The 16,531-nt window shown below is 64.7% G+C and carries 13 protein-coding genes; 12 read left to right on the forward strand and 1 reads right to left on the reverse strand.

Going from position 1 to position 16,531, the window contains the following annotated elements; translation table 11 throughout:
* The first annotated feature begins 209 nt into the window (after nucleotides 1-209).
* The 12 genes from OYT13_RS12260 (at nucleotide 210) to OYT13_RS12315 (ending at nucleotide 15,085) form a co-directional block, all read left to right on the forward strand.
* Nucleotides 210-1,367 carry a DSD1 family PLP-dependent enzyme gene (locus OYT13_RS12260; protein ID WP_017232145.1) on the forward strand — a complete coding sequence of 386 codons (1,158 nt, stop codon included), beginning with the start codon at nucleotides 210-212 and terminating at the stop codon, nucleotides 1,365-1,367.
* 165 nt (nucleotides 1,368-1,532) lie between these two features.
* Nucleotides 1,533-2,288 (forward strand): histidine utilization repressor, encoded by a 756-nt coding sequence (gene hutC / locus OYT13_RS12265; RefSeq protein ID WP_026131635.1) that lies wholly within the window; start codon nucleotides 1,533-1,535, stop codon nucleotides 2,286-2,288.
* Between the two features lie 162 nt (nucleotides 2,289-2,450).
* Nucleotides 2,451-4,130, forward strand: coding sequence for a urocanate hydratase (hutU, locus tag OYT13_RS12270; protein WP_017232147.1), 1,680 nt, complete (start codon nucleotides 2,451-2,453; stop codon nucleotides 4,128-4,130).
* Between the two features lie 41 nt (nucleotides 4,131-4,171).
* Nucleotides 4,172-5,713, forward strand: coding sequence for a histidine ammonia-lyase (gene hutH / locus OYT13_RS12275; RefSeq protein WP_268566302.1), 1,542 nt, complete (start codon nucleotides 4,172-4,174; stop codon nucleotides 5,711-5,713).
* Nucleotides 5,714-5,854: 141 nt separating this feature from the next.
* Nucleotides 5,855-7,234: an amino acid permease gene (locus OYT13_RS12280; protein WP_017232149.1), complete on the forward strand. Its 1,380-nt coding sequence runs from the start codon at nucleotides 5,855-5,857 to the stop codon at nucleotides 7,232-7,234.
* A 7-nt stretch (nucleotides 7,235-7,241) separates the two neighbouring features.
* Nucleotides 7,242-8,459: an imidazolonepropionase gene (gene hutI / locus OYT13_RS12285; RefSeq protein WP_261938550.1), complete on the forward strand. Its 1,218-nt coding sequence runs from the start codon at nucleotides 7,242-7,244 to the stop codon at nucleotides 8,457-8,459.
* A 26-nt stretch (nucleotides 8,460-8,485) separates the two neighbouring features.
* Complete coding sequence (gene hutG, locus OYT13_RS12290; RefSeq protein ID WP_017232151.1) at nucleotides 8,486-9,448, forward strand: formimidoylglutamase; 963 nt, start codon at nucleotides 8,486-8,488, stop codon at nucleotides 9,446-9,448.
* Nucleotides 9,449-9,970: 522 nt separating this feature from the next.
* Nucleotides 9,971-10,933 (forward strand): LysR family transcriptional regulator, encoded by a 963-nt coding sequence (locus OYT13_RS12295; RefSeq protein ID WP_017232152.1) that lies wholly within the window; start codon nucleotides 9,971-9,973, stop codon nucleotides 10,931-10,933.
* A 111-nt stretch (nucleotides 10,934-11,044) separates the two neighbouring features.
* The gene (locus tag OYT13_RS12300) at nucleotides 11,045-12,049 is read left to right on the forward strand and encodes an ABC transporter substrate-binding protein (RefSeq protein WP_268566303.1); all 1,005 of its coding nucleotides are present in this window, start codon (nucleotides 11,045-11,047) and stop codon (nucleotides 12,047-12,049) included.
* Between the two features lie 67 nt (nucleotides 12,050-12,116).
* Nucleotides 12,117-12,887, forward strand: coding sequence for an ABC transporter permease (locus tag OYT13_RS12305; RefSeq protein ID WP_442796490.1), 771 nt, complete (start codon nucleotides 12,117-12,119; stop codon nucleotides 12,885-12,887).
* Between the two features lie 71 nt (nucleotides 12,888-12,958).
* Nucleotides 12,959-13,726 carry an ABC transporter ATP-binding protein gene (locus OYT13_RS12310; protein ID WP_268567878.1) on the forward strand — a complete coding sequence of 256 codons (768 nt, stop codon included), beginning with the start codon at nucleotides 12,959-12,961 and terminating at the stop codon, nucleotides 13,724-13,726.
* A gap of 30 nt (nucleotides 13,727-13,756) precedes the next feature.
* Nucleotides 13,757-15,085, forward strand: coding sequence for an NAD(P)/FAD-dependent oxidoreductase (locus tag OYT13_RS12315; protein ID WP_268566305.1), 1,329 nt, complete (start codon nucleotides 13,757-13,759; stop codon nucleotides 15,083-15,085).
* 25 nt (nucleotides 15,086-15,110) lie between these two features.
* Here OYT13_RS12315 and OYT13_RS12320 read toward each other — a convergent pair whose 3' ends face one another.
* Nucleotides 15,111-16,505, reverse strand: a complete 1,395-nt coding sequence (locus OYT13_RS12320; RefSeq protein WP_261938545.1) for an amino acid permease — start codon at nucleotides 16,503-16,505, stop codon at nucleotides 15,111-15,113.
* Between the last annotated feature and the right edge of the window lie 26 nt (nucleotides 16,506-16,531).

The following is a 16,531-nucleotide window of genomic DNA, read 5'->3' on the forward strand; positions in this document are numbered from 1 at the left end:
GATTGCGCCGGCGGCTCGACCCGACGCAGGGTCTCAATCGGTATCATTCACCGACGCTTAATGTTTGATGTTGCGACGTTTAACCACGAGGCCCCCTATCGTTCCTACACTGCCTCCTTCGACGACGGCGCTGTGCCCTGCCATCCCGCGAATGCGCAACGGCGGTGGCCAGCGCCCATGTCCCTCCCCACCGTCCGAGACATCGCACCATGACCGCCAAGCCGCCCCTTCCCCCGCCCTCATTGCCGACACTCGACACGCCGGCCGCCGTGATCGACGTGCCGCGCATGCAGCACAACATTCGCCGGATGCAGTCCCGCATGGACGCCCTGGGTGTGCGCTTTCGTCCCCACGTCAAGACCAGCAAGTGCGTGGAAGTGGCACGCGCTCAGATCGAAGCGGGAGCCGCCGGCATCACCGTCTCCACCCTGAAGGAAGCCGCCCGCTTCTTCGACGATGGCGTGACCGACATCCTCTATGCCGTGGGGATGGTTGCGAGCAAACTGCCGGCGGCCCTCGCGTTGCGACGCCGCGGCTGCGACCTGAAGATTCTCACGGACAGCATCGCCTCCGCGCAGGCCATCGTGGCATTCGGCGCCGAGTTCGGCGAGACATTCAACGTGTGGATCGAGATCGACACCGATGGCCACCGCTCGGGTATTGCGCCTGAAGATGATGCGCTGCTCGACGTGGCGCGCGTGCTGCATGAGGGCGGTGCGACGCTGGGCGGCGTGATGACCCATGCCGGCTCCAGCTATGACGTCGACACGCCCGAAGCGCTCGCCGCCATCGCGGAACAGGAGCGCGCCGGCTGCGTGCGCGCCGCCACCCGTTTGCGCGATGCCGGACTGCCGTGCCCGGTGGTCAGCGTCGGCTCGACGCCCACTGCCCTCACCGCACCGCATTTAGATGGCGTCACCGAAGTGCGCGCGGGCGTATACGTGTTCTTCGATCTCGTCATGCATAACATCGGCGTGTGTACGACCGACGAACTGGCATTGAGCGTGCTCACGACCGTGATCGGGCATCAGCCCGAGAAGGGCTGGGCCATTGTCGACGCCGGCTGGATGGCCATGAGCCGCGACCGCGGCACACAAAAGCAGAAACGCGATTTCGGCTACGGACAAGTGTGCCGCATCGACGGCAGCCTCCTGCCTGGGTACCAGTTGAGCGGCGCCAATCAGGAACACGGCATTCTGTCGCACGAAGGTGAGCCGGACCTCGACATCGTCGCGCGATTCCCAATCGGCACGCTGTTGCGCATACTGCCGAATCACGCCTGTGCCACCGGCGCGCAATTCCCCGAATACCACGCCATCGCTCCAGATCGCGAGCTGGCGGTCTGGTCGAGATTGCACGGTTGGTGAGCGGATTCGGCTCGCTTCGCGGCGCGCCGCAGTGCACCTTTGGCGCGGCTTCGCCTTGACCGATGCCGTGCGCAGCGGGTCGCGTTTTTTCTCCTCCGCAGTGAGCGATTGGCTTATGCTTCAGGCTTTCCCACCCGCACGTCAGTGACCGGAGAAGCCATCAAGGTGCCACGTCAATCTGCCCAACCGACTGTCGAAACGCTCAACGAACAAGGGCCGGCACCGCGCTACCTGCAACTCAAGCAGTTCATTTGCCGTCAGATCGACAGTGGCGCCTGGCCGCCGCATCACCGCATCCCCTCGGAAAACGAGCTGGTCGAGTTCTCGGGCGTGAGTCGCATGACGGTCAATCGCGCGCTGCGAGAACTCACCGTCGAGGGACGTCTCGTACGCATGCAGGGCGTCGGCACGTTCGTAGCCGAGCCGAAATCGCACTCCCCGCTGCTGGCCGTCAACAATATCGCGGACGAGATCGCCGAGCATGGCCATCGCCATCGCGCCGAAGTGAAGCTGCTGCGCGAAGAACTCGCCGGCCCCGAACGCGCGCTTGCGATGGACCTGCAGGAGCGCGAAACGCTGTTCCACTCGGTGATCGTTCACTACCAGGACAACGTGCCGGTGCAGATCGAGGATCGCTGCGTCAATCCCACGCTCGCGCCACACTACCTCGAACAAGACTTCACCCAACTGACGCCCAACGCCTATCTGCAGCGGCTCTCGCCGCTCACATCGGGCGAGCATGTGGTCGAAGCCGTGACGGCCACCCCCGAAGAAGCGCAACTGCTGCACATCGCACGCACGGAACCGTGCCTGCTCATCCGTCGGCGCACGTGGACGGGCAAACGCGTGGTCTCGGTTGCCCGGCTGCTGCACCCCGGTTCTCGCCACCGCCTCGAAGGCCGCTTCGGCGCGCCAGAATAAGCCCCGGCAAGCCAACGATCAGGCACCGATAAGCCAGCGCCGGCCATCCCCTGTAACGCCGTCCCCTCGGCTCACTGACGTACGTAAAAACCCTAGTTCACGACAACTTGTATATACAATACTGTACAAGTCATTCTCCGCTCCGAATTTGAGGAACACGTTGTGAGCCAAGTCACCCGATACCGCGATGTCACGATCCGCGCCCCGCGCGGCACGCAGCTCAATGCCCGTAGCTGGCTTACCGAAGCCCCGCTGCGCATGCTCATGAACAACCTGGACCCGGACGTCGCCGAGAACCCGAACGCGCTCGTTGTGTACGGCGGCATCGGCCGCGCCGCCCGCAACTGGGAGTGCTACGACAAGATCGTCGAAGCGCTCAAGACGCTGGGTGACGATGAGACGCTGCTCGTACAGTCGGGCAAGCCGGTGGGCGTGTTCAAGACGCATGCCGACGCGCCGCGCGTGCTCATCGCCAACTCGAATCTGGTACCGCACTGGGCGACCTGGGAGCATTTCAACGAACTCGACGCCAAGGGGCTGGCCATGTACGGCCAGATGACCGCCGGCTCGTGGATCTACATCGGCAGTCAGGGCATCGTGCAAGGCACTTACGAGACCTTTGTCGAAGCCGGCCGCCAGCACTACGACGGCAATCTGAAGGGCCGCTGGGTGCTCACTGCCGGCCTGGGCGGCATGGGCGGCGCGCAGCCGCTGGCCGCTACGCTGGCCGGCGCCTGCTCGCTGAACATCGAGTGCCAGCAGACCAGCATCGACTTCCGTTTGCGCACGCGCTACGTCGACGAGCAAGCCAAGGATCTCGACGACGCCCTCGCGCGCATCGCCAAATACACGGCGGCCGGTCAGGCCGTGTCCATCGCCCTGTGCGGCAATGCGGCCGAAATTCTGCCGGAACTGGTGCGCCGTGGCGTGCGTCCGGACATGGTCACCGACCAGACCAGCGCCCACGATCCACTCAACGGCTATCTGCCGATCGGCTGGACCTGGGACGACTACCGCGAACGCGCCCGCGCCAGGCCCGCCGAAGTCGTCAAGGCCGCGAAGCAGTCGATGGCGGTCCACGTCAAGGCCATGCTCGACTTCCAGGCGATGGGCGTGCCGACCTTCGACTACGGCAACAACATCCGCCAGATGGCCGAGGAAGAAGGCGTCGAGAACGCCTTCGATTTCCCCGGCTTCGTGCCCGCCTATATCCGTCCGCTCTTCTGCCGTGGCGTCGGGCCGTTCCGCTGGGTGGCGCTGTCGGGCGATCCGGAAGATATCTACAAGACCGACGCAAAGGTCAAGGCGTTGATTCCCGACGACGCGCACCTGCACCGCTGGCTCGACATGGCGCGTGAGCGCATCAGCTTCCAGGGCCTGCCCGCGCGGATCTGCTGGGTCGGGCTGGGCTTGCGCGCGAAGCTCGGACTGGCCTTCAATGAAATGGTACGCTCAGGAGAACTCTCGGCACCGGTCGTGATCGGCCGCGACCACCTGGATTCAGGATCGGTCGCCAGCCCGAACCGCGAAACGGAAGCCATGCGTGACGGCTCGGACGCCGTCTCCGACTGGCCGCTGCTCAACGCGCTGCTCAACACGGCGAGCGGCGCGACCTGGGTGTCGTTGCATCACGGTGGCGGCGTCGGCATGGGCTTCTCGCAGCATTCGGGCGTGGTGATCGTGTGCGACGGCACCGACGCGGCGGCCGCGCGCATTGCCCGTGTACTGAACAACGATCCGGCGACGGGCGTCATGCGCCACGCCGATGCCGGCTATGACATCGCCGTCGACTGCGCGCGCGAACATGGCCTGAACCTGCCCATGCTGGGCGACGCGAAGTAAGCGAGATACTCCAAAAACTGTCGAATCAAGGAAATCCGTCCATGGCACACCTGTTTGTGACGCCCGGCGCGCTCACGCTCGCGCAACTGCGCGACGTCTATCAACACCCGACCGCCCTCACGCTCGACGAGACCGCCTACGCAGCCATCGACCAGAGCGTGGCCTGCGTGGAAAACATCGTCGCCGAAGGCCGCACGGCTTATGGCATCAATACTGGCTTCGGACTGCTCGCCACGACGCGCATCGCCAAAGACGATCTCGAGAACCTGCAACGCTCACTCGTGCTCTCGCACGCCGCCGGCGTGGGCGCACCGCTTGATGACGCGCTCGTGCGCCTCATCATGGTGCTCAAGATCAACAGTCTGGCGCGCGGCTATTCGGGGATTCGCCGCAAGGTCATCGATGCCCTCATTACGCTGGTGAACGCCGAGGTCTACCCGTGCATCCCGCTCAAGGGCTCGGTCGGCGCCTCCGGCGATCTCGCCCCGCTCGCCCACATGTCGCTGCTGTTGCTGGGCGAAGGTCAGGCACGCTATCGCGGTCAGTGGATCAGCGCCCGCGAAGCCCTCGCCGTGGCCGGACTTGAACCGCTCACGCTCGCCGCCAAGGAAGGCCTGGCGCTGCTCAACGGCACGCAAGTCTCGACGGCCTATGCCCTGCGGGGTCTGTTCGAAGCTGAGGACATGTTCGCCGCCGCCAGCGTCTGCGGCGCCTTGACCGTGGAAGCGATGCTCGGTTCGCGCGCCCCGTTCGACGCCCGCATTCACGCCGCGCGCGGCCAGCGTGGCCAGATCGATGCCGCCGCGCTGTACCGCCATCTGCTGGGCGAGACGAGCGAGGTGGGTGAGTCCCACGCGCACTGCGATAAGGTGCAAGACCCCTACTCGCTGCGCTGCCAGCCGCAAGTCATGGGCGCGTGTCTCACGCAGATCCGTCAGGCGGCCGAGGTGCTCGCCGTCGAAGCGAATGCGGTGTCGGACAACCCGCTCGTGTTCTGGGAACAAGGCGACGTGATCTCCGGCGGCAACTTCCACGCCGAGCCGGTCGCCATGGCGGCGGACAACCTCGCGCTCGCGCTGGCCGAAATCGGCGCGCTGAGCGAGCGTCGCATCTCCCTGATGATGGACAAGCACATGTCGCAATTGCCCGCGTTTCTCGTGGCCAACGGCGGCGTGAACTCCGGTTTCATGATCGCGCAGGTGACGGCCGCCGCACTCGCCTCCGAGAACAAGGCATTGGCGCATCCAGCCAGTGTCGACAGTCTGCCGACCTCGGCCAACCAGGAAGATCATGTGTCGATGGCCCCCAACGCCGGCAAGCGGCTTTGGGAGATGGCCGATAACGTCAAGGGGATTATCGCGATCGAATGGCTTGGCGCCTGCCAAGGGCTGGACTTCCGCGAGGGGGTCAAGTCGACCCCGGCACTTGAGCGCGCCCGCGCGCTCCTGCGCCAGTCGGTTCCGTTCTACGATAAGGACCGCTATTTTGCGCCCGACATCGAGGGCGCAAGCGCGTTGATCGCCCAGCGCCAGCTCAGTGCGCTGGTGCCCTCAGGCACGTTGCCTAGCGCGCCAGTCGCTTAAATCGCACAGGCCTCTTCCCCCGCCGGGGCGAAGCGAACTGCGATTCGCGCCACCGGCGGTTGGGGACTGGGTTGCCCGTCCCCCCGCATTCCCTTGCCGCCCGCGATCGCGGGCTGGCTCATCACGCATTCAGGAGACAGCTTGAAAAACCTGCAACGCAATCTGAGCGCGCGACACATCCGCTTTCTGGCGCTCGGCTCCGCCATCGGCACGGGCCTGTTCTACGGCTCGGCGTCCGCCATCCAACTGGCCGGTCCGGCGGTCATCCTGGCCTATATTCTGGGCGGCGCCGCCGTGTACATGGTGATGCGCGCGCTGGGCGAGATGGTCGTGCGCCAGCCCGTGTCCGGCTCGTTCGGCCGCTATGCGAGCGACAACCTTGGCCCCCTGGCCGGGTTTCTCACGGGCTGGACCTACATTCTGGAGATGGTCATCGTCTGCCTGGCGGACGTGACCGCGTTCGGCATCTATATGGGCTTCTGGTTCCCGGACGTGCCGCAATGGATCTGGGTGCTTGGCATCGTGATGCTGATCTGCGGGCTCAACCTGTGCAACGTGAAGGTGTACGGGGAGATGGAATTCTGGCTGGCGCTGGTGAAGATTCTCGCCATCGTCGCGATGATCGTGGGGGGCGGTGTGATTCTGTTTGCGGGCGTGCAACTCCATAGCGAGCATGCCCCTGCGGTAAGCAATCTCTGGTCGCACGGCGGTTTCCTGCCCAATGGCTGGGGCGGACTCGTGGCGTCGCTGGCTGTGGTGATGTTCGCGTACGGCGGGATCGAGATCATCGGCATTACCGGCGGGGAGGCCAAGAGTCCCGAAACCGTGATCCCGCGCGCCATCAACGCCGTGCCGATGCGCATTCTGCTGTTCTATGTGTTGACGATGTGTGTGCTCATGGCGATCTTCCCGTGGACGGGCATCGGCAGCCAGGGCAGTCCGTTCGTGCAGATCTTCTCGGGGCTGGGCATCAAGTCCGCCGCAGCCATCCTCAACGTGATCGTGATTTCCGCCGCCATCTCGGCCATCAACAGCAACATTTTCGGCGCGGGTCGCATGATGTTCGGCATGGCCGAACAGGGTCAGGCGCCTGCCGCGTTCTCGGCGATGTCTCGCCATGGGGTGCCGTGGGTCACGGTGCTGGTGATGACGGCCGCGCTGCTCGGCGGCGTGGTGCTCAACTACCTGATCCCGGAAGGCGTGTTCCTGATCATCGCGTCCATTGCCACGTTTGCCACGGTGTGGGTGTGGCTGATGATCCTGCTCTCGCAGGTGGCGATGCGCCGTCGCCTTTCTGCCACGGAGGTCGCCGCGCTCAAGTTCAAGGTGCCGCTATGGCCGGTCGGTCCGGCGCTGGCCATCGCGTTCATGCTGTTTGTGATCGGGGTGCTCGGCTTCATGGAGGACACCCGTGTCGCGTTGTATGTCGGTGCCGGCTGGATCGTACTGATGTCGGTGGCCTATCAGTTCGGCGTGAAACCCAAGGAAGCGCAGGTGCGCGGCCCAATGAGCCTGGAATGAGCCTCTCATGAAACGGACCTACTGGAAACACTGTCACGTCGCGACGATGCGCGACGGCCGTTACCACGCCATCGAAGATGCCGCGATCGTCACATGCGGCAAGCATATCGAGTGGGTCGGCGCGCGCAGCGAGCGCTCCGCCTCGGGCACCGACGCATGCGTCGATCTGCAAGGGGCGTGGGTCACGCCCGGCCTGATCGATTGCCATACGCATCTGGTGTTCGGTGGCAACCGCAGCCTCGAATTCGAGCAACGGTTGCAGGGGGTGAGCTACGCGGACATCTCGGCCGCCGGCGGCGGCATCAAGCACACGGTGCGGCACACACGCGACGCCACCGAGGATGCGCTCTTCGAATCGGCGCGCAAACGGCTGCTTGCCTTGATGCGCGACGGCGTCACCACGGTCGAGATCAAGTCGGGTTACGGCCTCGATCTGAACAGCGAGCGCAAGATGCTGCGCGTGGCACGTCGCCTGGGCGAGGCGTTGCCGGTCACGGTGAAGACCACGTGCCTGGCTGCGCACACGGTGCCTTCGGAATTCGCGGGCAAGGCGGACGAGTATGTGAATTACGTCTGCAATGACATCCTGCCCAAGCTCGCGGAGGAGCATCTGGTCGATGCGGTCGATGCCTTTTGCGAGACCATTGCCTTTTCACCGTCGCAGGTGATGCGCGTGCTGCTGCGCGCGCAGAAACTGAAGCTGCCGGTGAAGCTGCACGCCGAGCAACTCTCGCCGCTCGGCGGCGCAAGTCTTGCGGCCGAGATGGGTGCCCTGTCGGCGGATCATCTGGAATATATGAGCGCTGACGATGCCGCCGCGATGGGACGCGCGGGCACGGTTGCCGTTCTGCTGCCGGGCGCGTTCCACATGTTGCAGGAGACGCGTCGCCCACCGGTGGATCTGCTGCGTCGTCACGGCGTCGACATCGCGGTGGCGTCGGATCTGAACCCGGGCACGTCGCCCGCCCTCTCGCTACGCTTGATGCTCAACATGGCCTGCACGCTGTTCGGTCTGACCCCGGAAGAAGCACTGGCGGGCGTCACGCGCAATGCGGCCAAAGCCCTGGGCATGCTCGGCACGCACGGCACGATCGAAGCCGGGAAGACGGCGGACTTCGTGGCGTGGGAAATCGATCGACCCGCGGAACTGGCCTACTGGCTGGGCGGCGAGTTGCCGTCTCGGACCGTACGCCACGGCGAGTGGCGCGACCTGACCTCGGTTTGATCTCGCACGGCGCACAGGAGACTTGCATGGCAATTCATTGGCAATCGGTGCCGGGCGATCCCCCGATCTGGCGCGGGCGCACGGATACCGGCGAGCGTGGCGACACGCGCCGGCTGTTCAACGTCGTGCGCGAGATCGATGCGCGCACTGATGCGGCGGCGGGCGGCGCGCCCGTGCTGCTCGGCTTCGCCTGCGATGCGGGCGTCAAACGCAACCAGGGACGCGTTGGCGCCGGTGAGGGTCCGCAAGCGATCCGTCGGGCGCTGGCGAACCTGCCCGCCCACGACATCGCGTGCCTGTTCGATGCCGGCGATATCACCTGTGACGGCGATGATCTCGAGGCGGCGCAAGCAGCACTGGCCGACGCGGTACGCCATCAGCTCGATGCCGGGGCGCAACCGGTGGTGCTGGGCGGCGGTCACGAAATGGCGTGGGGCACGTGGCAAGGACTCCGCGCGCATCTCGATGCGACTGGCGACCGCTCGCGCGTGTTGATCCTGAATCTCGACGCCCATTTCGATCTGCGCACGGCGCGCCCAGGCACGTCGGGCACACCGTTCGATCAGATCGCGCAGGCCTGCGAAGCGGCCGGACTTCCGTTCGACTACGCATGTCTGGGTGTCAGCCGGTTGAGCAATACGGCATCGCTGTTCGACCGCGCGCGCGAGTTGAACGTGATCCACGTGGAAGACACCGAAATGCAAGAGCGGCATCTGGACGCGCGTCTCGCACAGATTGACGCTTTGATTGCCGACGTCTCACATGTCTATCTGACGATCGATCTCGATGTGCTTCCGGCGCCAGTCATGCCAGGGGTATCCGCCCCCGCCGCGTATGGCGTGCCAATGTCCGTCGTCGAAGCCATCGTCACGCATGTGCGCCGCTCGGGCAAACTGCGCGTGGCCGACCTGGCCGAATACAACCCGCGCTTTGACCCGCAAGGCGCAGGGGCTCGCGTCGCCGCCCGCCTCGCTTATCGTCTGCTCTAACGTCTGCCCCACGTAGCCGCCGGTACGTCGGGTGCGTCCCGGTGGCGTCGCGTCCGCTTCACACGCTTCACACGCTTCACACGCTTCACACGCTTCACACGCCCCACCCGCTTCACTCTCCCACAGTCAGACGGACCGGGGCCCCTTTCCGCCTCTCAGACATAAACCCAACTCGCTGCAGAAAGGGGCCCCGGTCCGTCTCTCTCACCGCCCCTCACCACCCTCCCCGCACCACCGCCCCTCACCACCTCCCCGCACCGCCTCGCCCCACGCCCTCCTCCGATACCTCCTCCGTCTGATGCCCCCGCTTTCACCGACCGAGACGAACGTCCCGCTCCCGTCGCCACTGCTCGCCCAAAATTCCCTCGCCCTAATACAAAGTATTAGTTTTTCTTATGTTGATTTTGTTTTATGCCCTTCAATCCCTACAATTCTTAAAAATTCTTATATCGATTCATCGCGACGCGCCAGCAAGGCCATTTCCGCCCGCTAAGACGCGTCGCCCGAACCGGAGACACGCCGATGAAAAAGCGCGCAGACCTCGATGTCAGATCACTTCGGATTTTCGAGGCCGTCGCGTCGGCAGGCAGTCTCTCTATCGCCGCCGATGCCCTGGGCGTCACGCAATCCGCTATCTCCCAAGCCATCGCGCAAATCGAACAGACCGTCGGCACACGCGTGCTCGATCGGTCGCGCCGCCCACTCAAGCTCACCCCGGCCGGACTCGCGCTCTCACGCCACGCGCGTCAGATTGTGGACGACATGGACCGGCTTATCGCTCAGGTGCAGGACGCCGACGTCGCCAGCCGTGCCGCAGTGCGCGTGGGCATGATCGATTCCTTCGCCGCGACGGTTGGCCCGTCCATCGTACGTCAGATGTCGGACAGCACCAGCGAGTTGCTGCTCTGGTCGGGCCTTGCCAACGGCCACGCGCAGGCGTTGCTCGCCCGCCAGCTCGATCTGATCGTAACCAGCGATCCGATGCATGACATGGAGCGCCTCGTGCGCCGCCCGATCTTCACGGAGCCGTTTATCGTCGTCGTGCCCAAGGCCCGCGAGGCCGATCTTGCACAGGCCGATTTGAGCGAACTGATCCGCACGCTGCCCTTGATTCGCTTTTCGGGCCGTTCGCACTTCGGCGCCGTGATCGAACGACATTTGCGCCGCACCGGCCATTCGCCTCGCATGCATCTCGAAATCGATACGTCGGATGTCGTGATGTCGATGGTTGCCGCCGACCTGGGCTTCACGATTGCCACGCCGCTGTGCGTGTTGCAAGGCCGTGCTTCGCTGCCGCAGGTGGCCGCACTGCCACTGCCGGGCCCCGCCCTGTCTCGCACGATCTATCAGGTATCGCGCGAGGGCGAAGTGTCGGAGATGGCCTCGCAGTGCTTTCTCGCCGGGCGCATGGCCCTCGCGCAGGAAGCCTTTCCAGAACTGCGCCGCGTCATGCCCTGGCTGGGGGAACGGCTGGCGCTTTGCTGAGCCCGGCCAACGATGGTCAGCCACCGCCCCAGGCGCCGGGCCAGATGAATTTCACCTGAAGCGCGCCCATCGTTCAACGCGAATAACACATAACCTACCAAGGAGACACGCATGAACCTGTCACGACGCAATTTCCTTCACTCCAGTGCGGCCCTGTCGGCCGCCGCTGCCGCCGGCACTCTGTCCCTCTCGGGTATCGCCCGCGCGACGAACGCGACGTCCGTTCAGTACGGCGGCTCGGCATGGCTCGGTCACTACCCGGCCTACCTCGCCATGAAGTCGGGGGCGCTCGCCAGCGCCGGCATCGACCAGCAATGGCAGTCGTTCGGCACGTCGTCGGCGCGCATGAGCGCTGTGCTCTCGGGCGGCATCGATATCGCTTGTACCGGTATCGTGTCGGCGCTCGCGCTGATGGCGCGCGGCTCCAAGCACTTCTCGATCGTCGCGGTGCCGGAGAGCTTCGGCCGCGTCGAGGGGTTGTTCGTGCGCGATGGTGTGAATTCGTTGCAGGATCTCAAGGGCAAGAAGCTGGGCGTCACGTTCGCCTCGAGCGCGCACCTGCTCGTGCTCGATCTGCTCGGCAACGCCGGCCTGTCGAACGACGTCACGGTGCTCAATGTGCCCGCCCCCGAGTTACCCGGCGCAATTCAATCGGGCCAGATCGATGCCGCCGCCGCTTGGACGCCGCAGTTCAATCGCATCCGCGCCATGTCGGGTATGAAGCTGCTGGCCGACGATACGCAGTTCTCGCTTTACAAAAAGTACAACGTCACGCCGGGCCCCGATGTGCTCATTGTGCGCAATGCGTGGGCCGAGAAGAACGCCGACGCGGTTCGCAAGTACCTCAAGGTGTATTTCGATACCTGCCAGATGTTGCGCGAGAAGCCGGACGACGCGGCACGCTCGCTGATCGCGCTGACCGGCATGTCGGCGCTCGATCAGATCGAGACGATCAAAGGCGCGGAGTGGTACGGCCTCGCCCAGCAAACGCAGTTGCTCAAGGCGCCGGGGAGCTATGTCGACGGCCTGCAACGTCTGGCGGAAATGCTCGTCACGTACAAGCAGATCGACAAGGCGCCGGCCGTGCGTCAGTGGATCAACACGTCGTATCTGTAAGTCCTGCGGCTGGATCAGTGCGCCGGGGCCGGTCCATCGCGGTGCCGGCGCACGCTCGAGGAGTCTGATTGTGAGTCATCATCAACCGTCCCGCGCCACGCTGCTGGGTGTGGGCTTTGTGTCCGTGGTCGTGTTCCTGCTCGCGTGGGAAACGGCGTGCCGCACCGGGATCGTCGATCCCTTGTTCCTGCCACCCCCGTCGGCCGTCGGCGAACGCATCGTTTCGATGCTGTCCGACGGCACGCTGCTCGCGAACGTGCTCGCCTCGACGCGCCGCGTGATGACGGGCTTCATTGCCGCGACCGCCGTGGCCATTCCGCTGGGGATCGTGCTCGGCACGTCGAGCTACGCCCGTGCGGCGTTCGACCCGATTCTGTCGTTCCTGCGACCGCTGCCTTCGATGAGCTGGATTCCGCTCTCCCTGTTGTGGTTCGGCATCTCGGAGACGCAGAAGTACAGCATCGTGTTCATGGGAACGTTCGCCCCGGCGCTCGTCTACGTTATCGAAGCCACGCGCAATGTCGACCCACTGCTCATCCGCGCCGCGAAGAACCTGGGGGCGAGCAACGCGCAAGTCATGCGAGAGGTCATCCTGCCCGCAAGTCTGCCGCAGATTCTGAGCGGGATGAAGATCATTCTCGGCCTGTCGTGGACGTGCGTGATCTCCGCCGAGTTGGTCGCTGCGCGCGAGGGCTTGGGCTTTCTCATCATGAACGGCAAGGAGTTTTTCCAGACGGAAGTCGTCGTGCTCGGCATGGTGATGATCAGTGTCACCGTGCTGGTGACGGATATCGTTTTTCGCGCCATCGAGCGCAAGGTGTTGAGGTGGCAGGCATGAACGATCGAATCGATTCCCACGTGGGCGCTTTGCACGCGTCGGGTGCCGCGTCTGCAAGCCCCGCCGAAACCATGATCGCCATCGATGGCGTGTCGAAGCGTTACGGCGATTTTCAGGCACTCGAGCGTGTGGACATGAATATTGCACGCGGCGAGTTTGTGGTGTTGCTCGGGGCATCGGGCTGCGGCAAGTCGACGCTGCTGAACCTCATCACGGGCTTCGACGCCCCGACCACCGGGCGCATCCGCGTGAACGGCCGCGAGGTCAAGGGCATCGACCCGCATTGCGGCATGGTTTTCCAGCAGTACGCGCTGTTCCCGTGGCTGAGCGTGCTCGATAACGTGGCGTTCGGCCTGAAGATGAAGGGCGTCGACAAGGCGTCCCGCTACGCCACGGCACGACGCTACATCGACATGGTTGGCCTCAGGGGCTTCGAGGATCGGTATCCGAAGGCGCTCTCGGGCGGCATGCGCCAACGTGTGTCGATCGCCCGTGTGCTCGCGAACGACCCGGACGTGATTCTGCTCGACGAACCGTTTGCCGCACTCGATGCGATGACGCGTCAGGTGTTGCAGGAGGAGTTGCTCCAGATCTATCAGAAGAGCGGCAAGACCATCGTCTTCATCACGCACTCCATCGACGAAGCCCTGATGTTGTCGACGCGCATGGTGATCATGAGCGCGCGACCCGGGCGCGTGGCCTGCGACCTGCCGAACGATCTACCGATGCCGCGCGACGCCCAGGTTCAGCTCTCGCCGCGCTACAACGAACTCAAGTCGCAAATCTGGAACACCGTGCAGACCGAAGTCATGCGCAGCCTGGAAAGCCAGGCTGCATAACGTTCGGCGAGCCTCCGTCCTTCTATCGTCATGCCCAATCAAGTCACTCCCTCCCGCAGCGCGCGGGACACTTTCCCCGCGTATCAGGCGGGGGCCGGCTGGAACGCCCTGCTGCCGACGCGCATGCCACACACGCAGCCGCCTGTGGCCCGCAGCTTCGACGTCATCGTCATTGGTGCGGGGTTCACCGGACTGGCCGCCGCACGGCGCGTAGCGGAATTGCGTCCTGAGGCGTCGGTGCTTGTGATCGACGCCACCACGGTCGGCAATGGTTCCGCAGGCCGCAATTCGGGCTTTCTCATCAACCTGCCGCACAACACGGGCATGGGCGGGCACGGCAGCCCGGTGGAGGTCGCGCGCAAGCAGATCCGGCTCTACGACATCGGCCTGAAGTGGCTGCGTGACCTCGTCACCACGCATGGCATCGACTGCGACTGGAACCCGGTCGGCAAGTACCACGCGGCCGCCACGCCCGATGGCGAGCAGCGCCTGCGCGACACGCTCGCGCAATATCGCGAATGGGGGGTGACTTACCGGGAACTGTCGCGCGATGCCCTGCAAAGCGAGATCGGCACCGACTATTACGGCTACGGCTATCACTCGGAGAACAACGTCTTCGTACAGCCTGCCGCGCTCGTGCGCGGTCTGGCGGATAGCCTGCCCGCCAACGTCCGGCTGTGGGAAAACGAGCCGGTCCTGTCGCTCGACGGCACCGGACCCTTCACCGTGACGACGGCGCGCACGCAACTGCGCGCCTCGCAAGTCATCGTGGCGAACAACGGGTTCGCGCGCAAGCTCGGGCTGGCGCGCGACCGCGTCTTCACGATCTACACTTACGCGGCCATGACCGACGCGCTGCCGGCCGACGAGTTGGCCAAGCTCGGCCCCGCGCGCGAATGGGGCGTGATTCCAGCCAATCGTCTCGGCACGACGCTGCGCAAGACCCACGGCGGCCGGTTTGTCGTGCGCAGCGCCTATTCGTACGAGAAGGAACGTCCGATGGCCGAGGTGAGCGCCATGCTCACGGACGCGTATCGGCGCCGCTATCCTCAAATGGACTCGCACAAGTTCGCGTTCGTCTGGGGCGGTGTGACGGCGCTCACCCGCAACGGTGCGCTCTACTTCGGCGAGATCCGCAAGGGCCTGTTCGCCTCGCTCGGCTGCAACGGCGCGGGAGTGCTCAAGGGCAGCATGTTCGGCAAGCTGCTCGGCGAGATGGCCTGCGGCCGGCAGTCGCCCGAACTGGCCGATGCGCTGGGGTTCGAGCGGCCGACGTGGCTGCCGCCCGAGCCGATCCGACGCGTGGCGATCCTGTCGGCGATTCACTATCAGAAGCATCGCGCCGGAAGGGAACGATAGGCCGACGCGCAACGGCGAGCGCGGCTTATTGCGACTGCGCCGCCACGTCCGCATGCCGGCGATACCAGACCGCATAGATTACCGACAACGCCACGACAAACGGCACGCCATAGACCAGCGTCAGGCGGAATTCGTCGGTGAAATAGGTGGTGACCAGTGTCGCCAGCATGAGCAGCGCGCCCGCCAGACTCGCATACGGATAGCCCCACATGCGAAAGCTCAGCGACGCTGCTTCGTGCGCACGGCGGAAGTACAGGTGCGTGACGAAGATCATCAGCCACGTGAACATCGCACCGAACATCGACACGGACATCATCAGCGTGAACGACGCCTGTGGCACGAACACGTTGAGCGCGACCGCCAGCCCGATGCCGATGGTCGAGAGCATGAGCGCCGCGACCGGTACGCCGTTGCGGCTGACCTCGCCGAACCGGCGCGGCGCGTACCCTGCCCGCGACAGACTGAACATCATGCGCGTGGTGATGTAGAGCTGACTGTTCATCGCGGAGAGCGCGGCCACCAGAATCACCAGGTTGATCACCCCCGCCGCGCCCGGGATATGCGTCGCGGCCATCACCTTGACGAACGGACTGCCGTCTTCACCCGCCGCGTTCCACGGCACGATGGCAAGCGTCAACGCGAGCGTGAGCAGATAGAAGAACACCAGACGGAACATCGTCGCCCGGAAGGCGCGCGTGATCGCCCGCTGCGGATCCTGCGCCTCGCCGGCCGCCACGGCAATCATCTCGATGCTCAGATAGCTGAAGATCGACACGATCACCGCGACCCACATCCCCCATCCGCCCTTCGGGAAGAATCCGCCGTGCGACGTGTAGTTGGCCACTCCGATGCCGCTGTCCACCGGCGCCCGAAACACCAGATAGGCCCCGAGCATCAGGAACACGACAATGGCCGCGATCTTGAGCATCGAAAATCCGTACTCGACCGCGCCGAACACCTTCACGCTCGCCGCGTTGATGCCGATCAGGCCGGCCGAGAAGCCAACGATCCAGTACCACCCCGGCACCGCTGGAAACCAGTATTTCATGTAGACGGCAATGGCCGTCACCTCGGTGCCGACCGCGAACACGATCGACGACCAGTAGCCGTAACGCACCAGAAACCCCGCCAGCGGCCCGATATAGTGCTCCGCATAGGCGCCGAACGACCCAGAGGTCGGGTGCGCCACGGTCATCTCCGCCAGACACCCCATCAACAGCAGCGCAATCAGGCCACCGATCGCATAGCTCACCAGCACGCTCGGCCCGGCAAAGCCAATGGCAAACGCACTGCCCAGAAAGAGGCCGGTGCCAATCGCACCGCCAATGGCAATCATCGACAATTGCCCGCTGCTCAGGCCGCGATGCAGCCCCTTTTCTCGCTCGACAATGCTGTCGAAGCCCGCTTGTGTCGTCTTCAATTTCGTCTCCTGTGAGTCGGATGGTG

It is taken from the genome of Pandoraea sp. XJJ-1 (genome assembly GCF_026802345.1).
Taxonomy (GTDB): Bacteria; Pseudomonadota; Gammaproteobacteria; order Burkholderiales; family Burkholderiaceae; genus Pandoraea; species Pandoraea cepalis.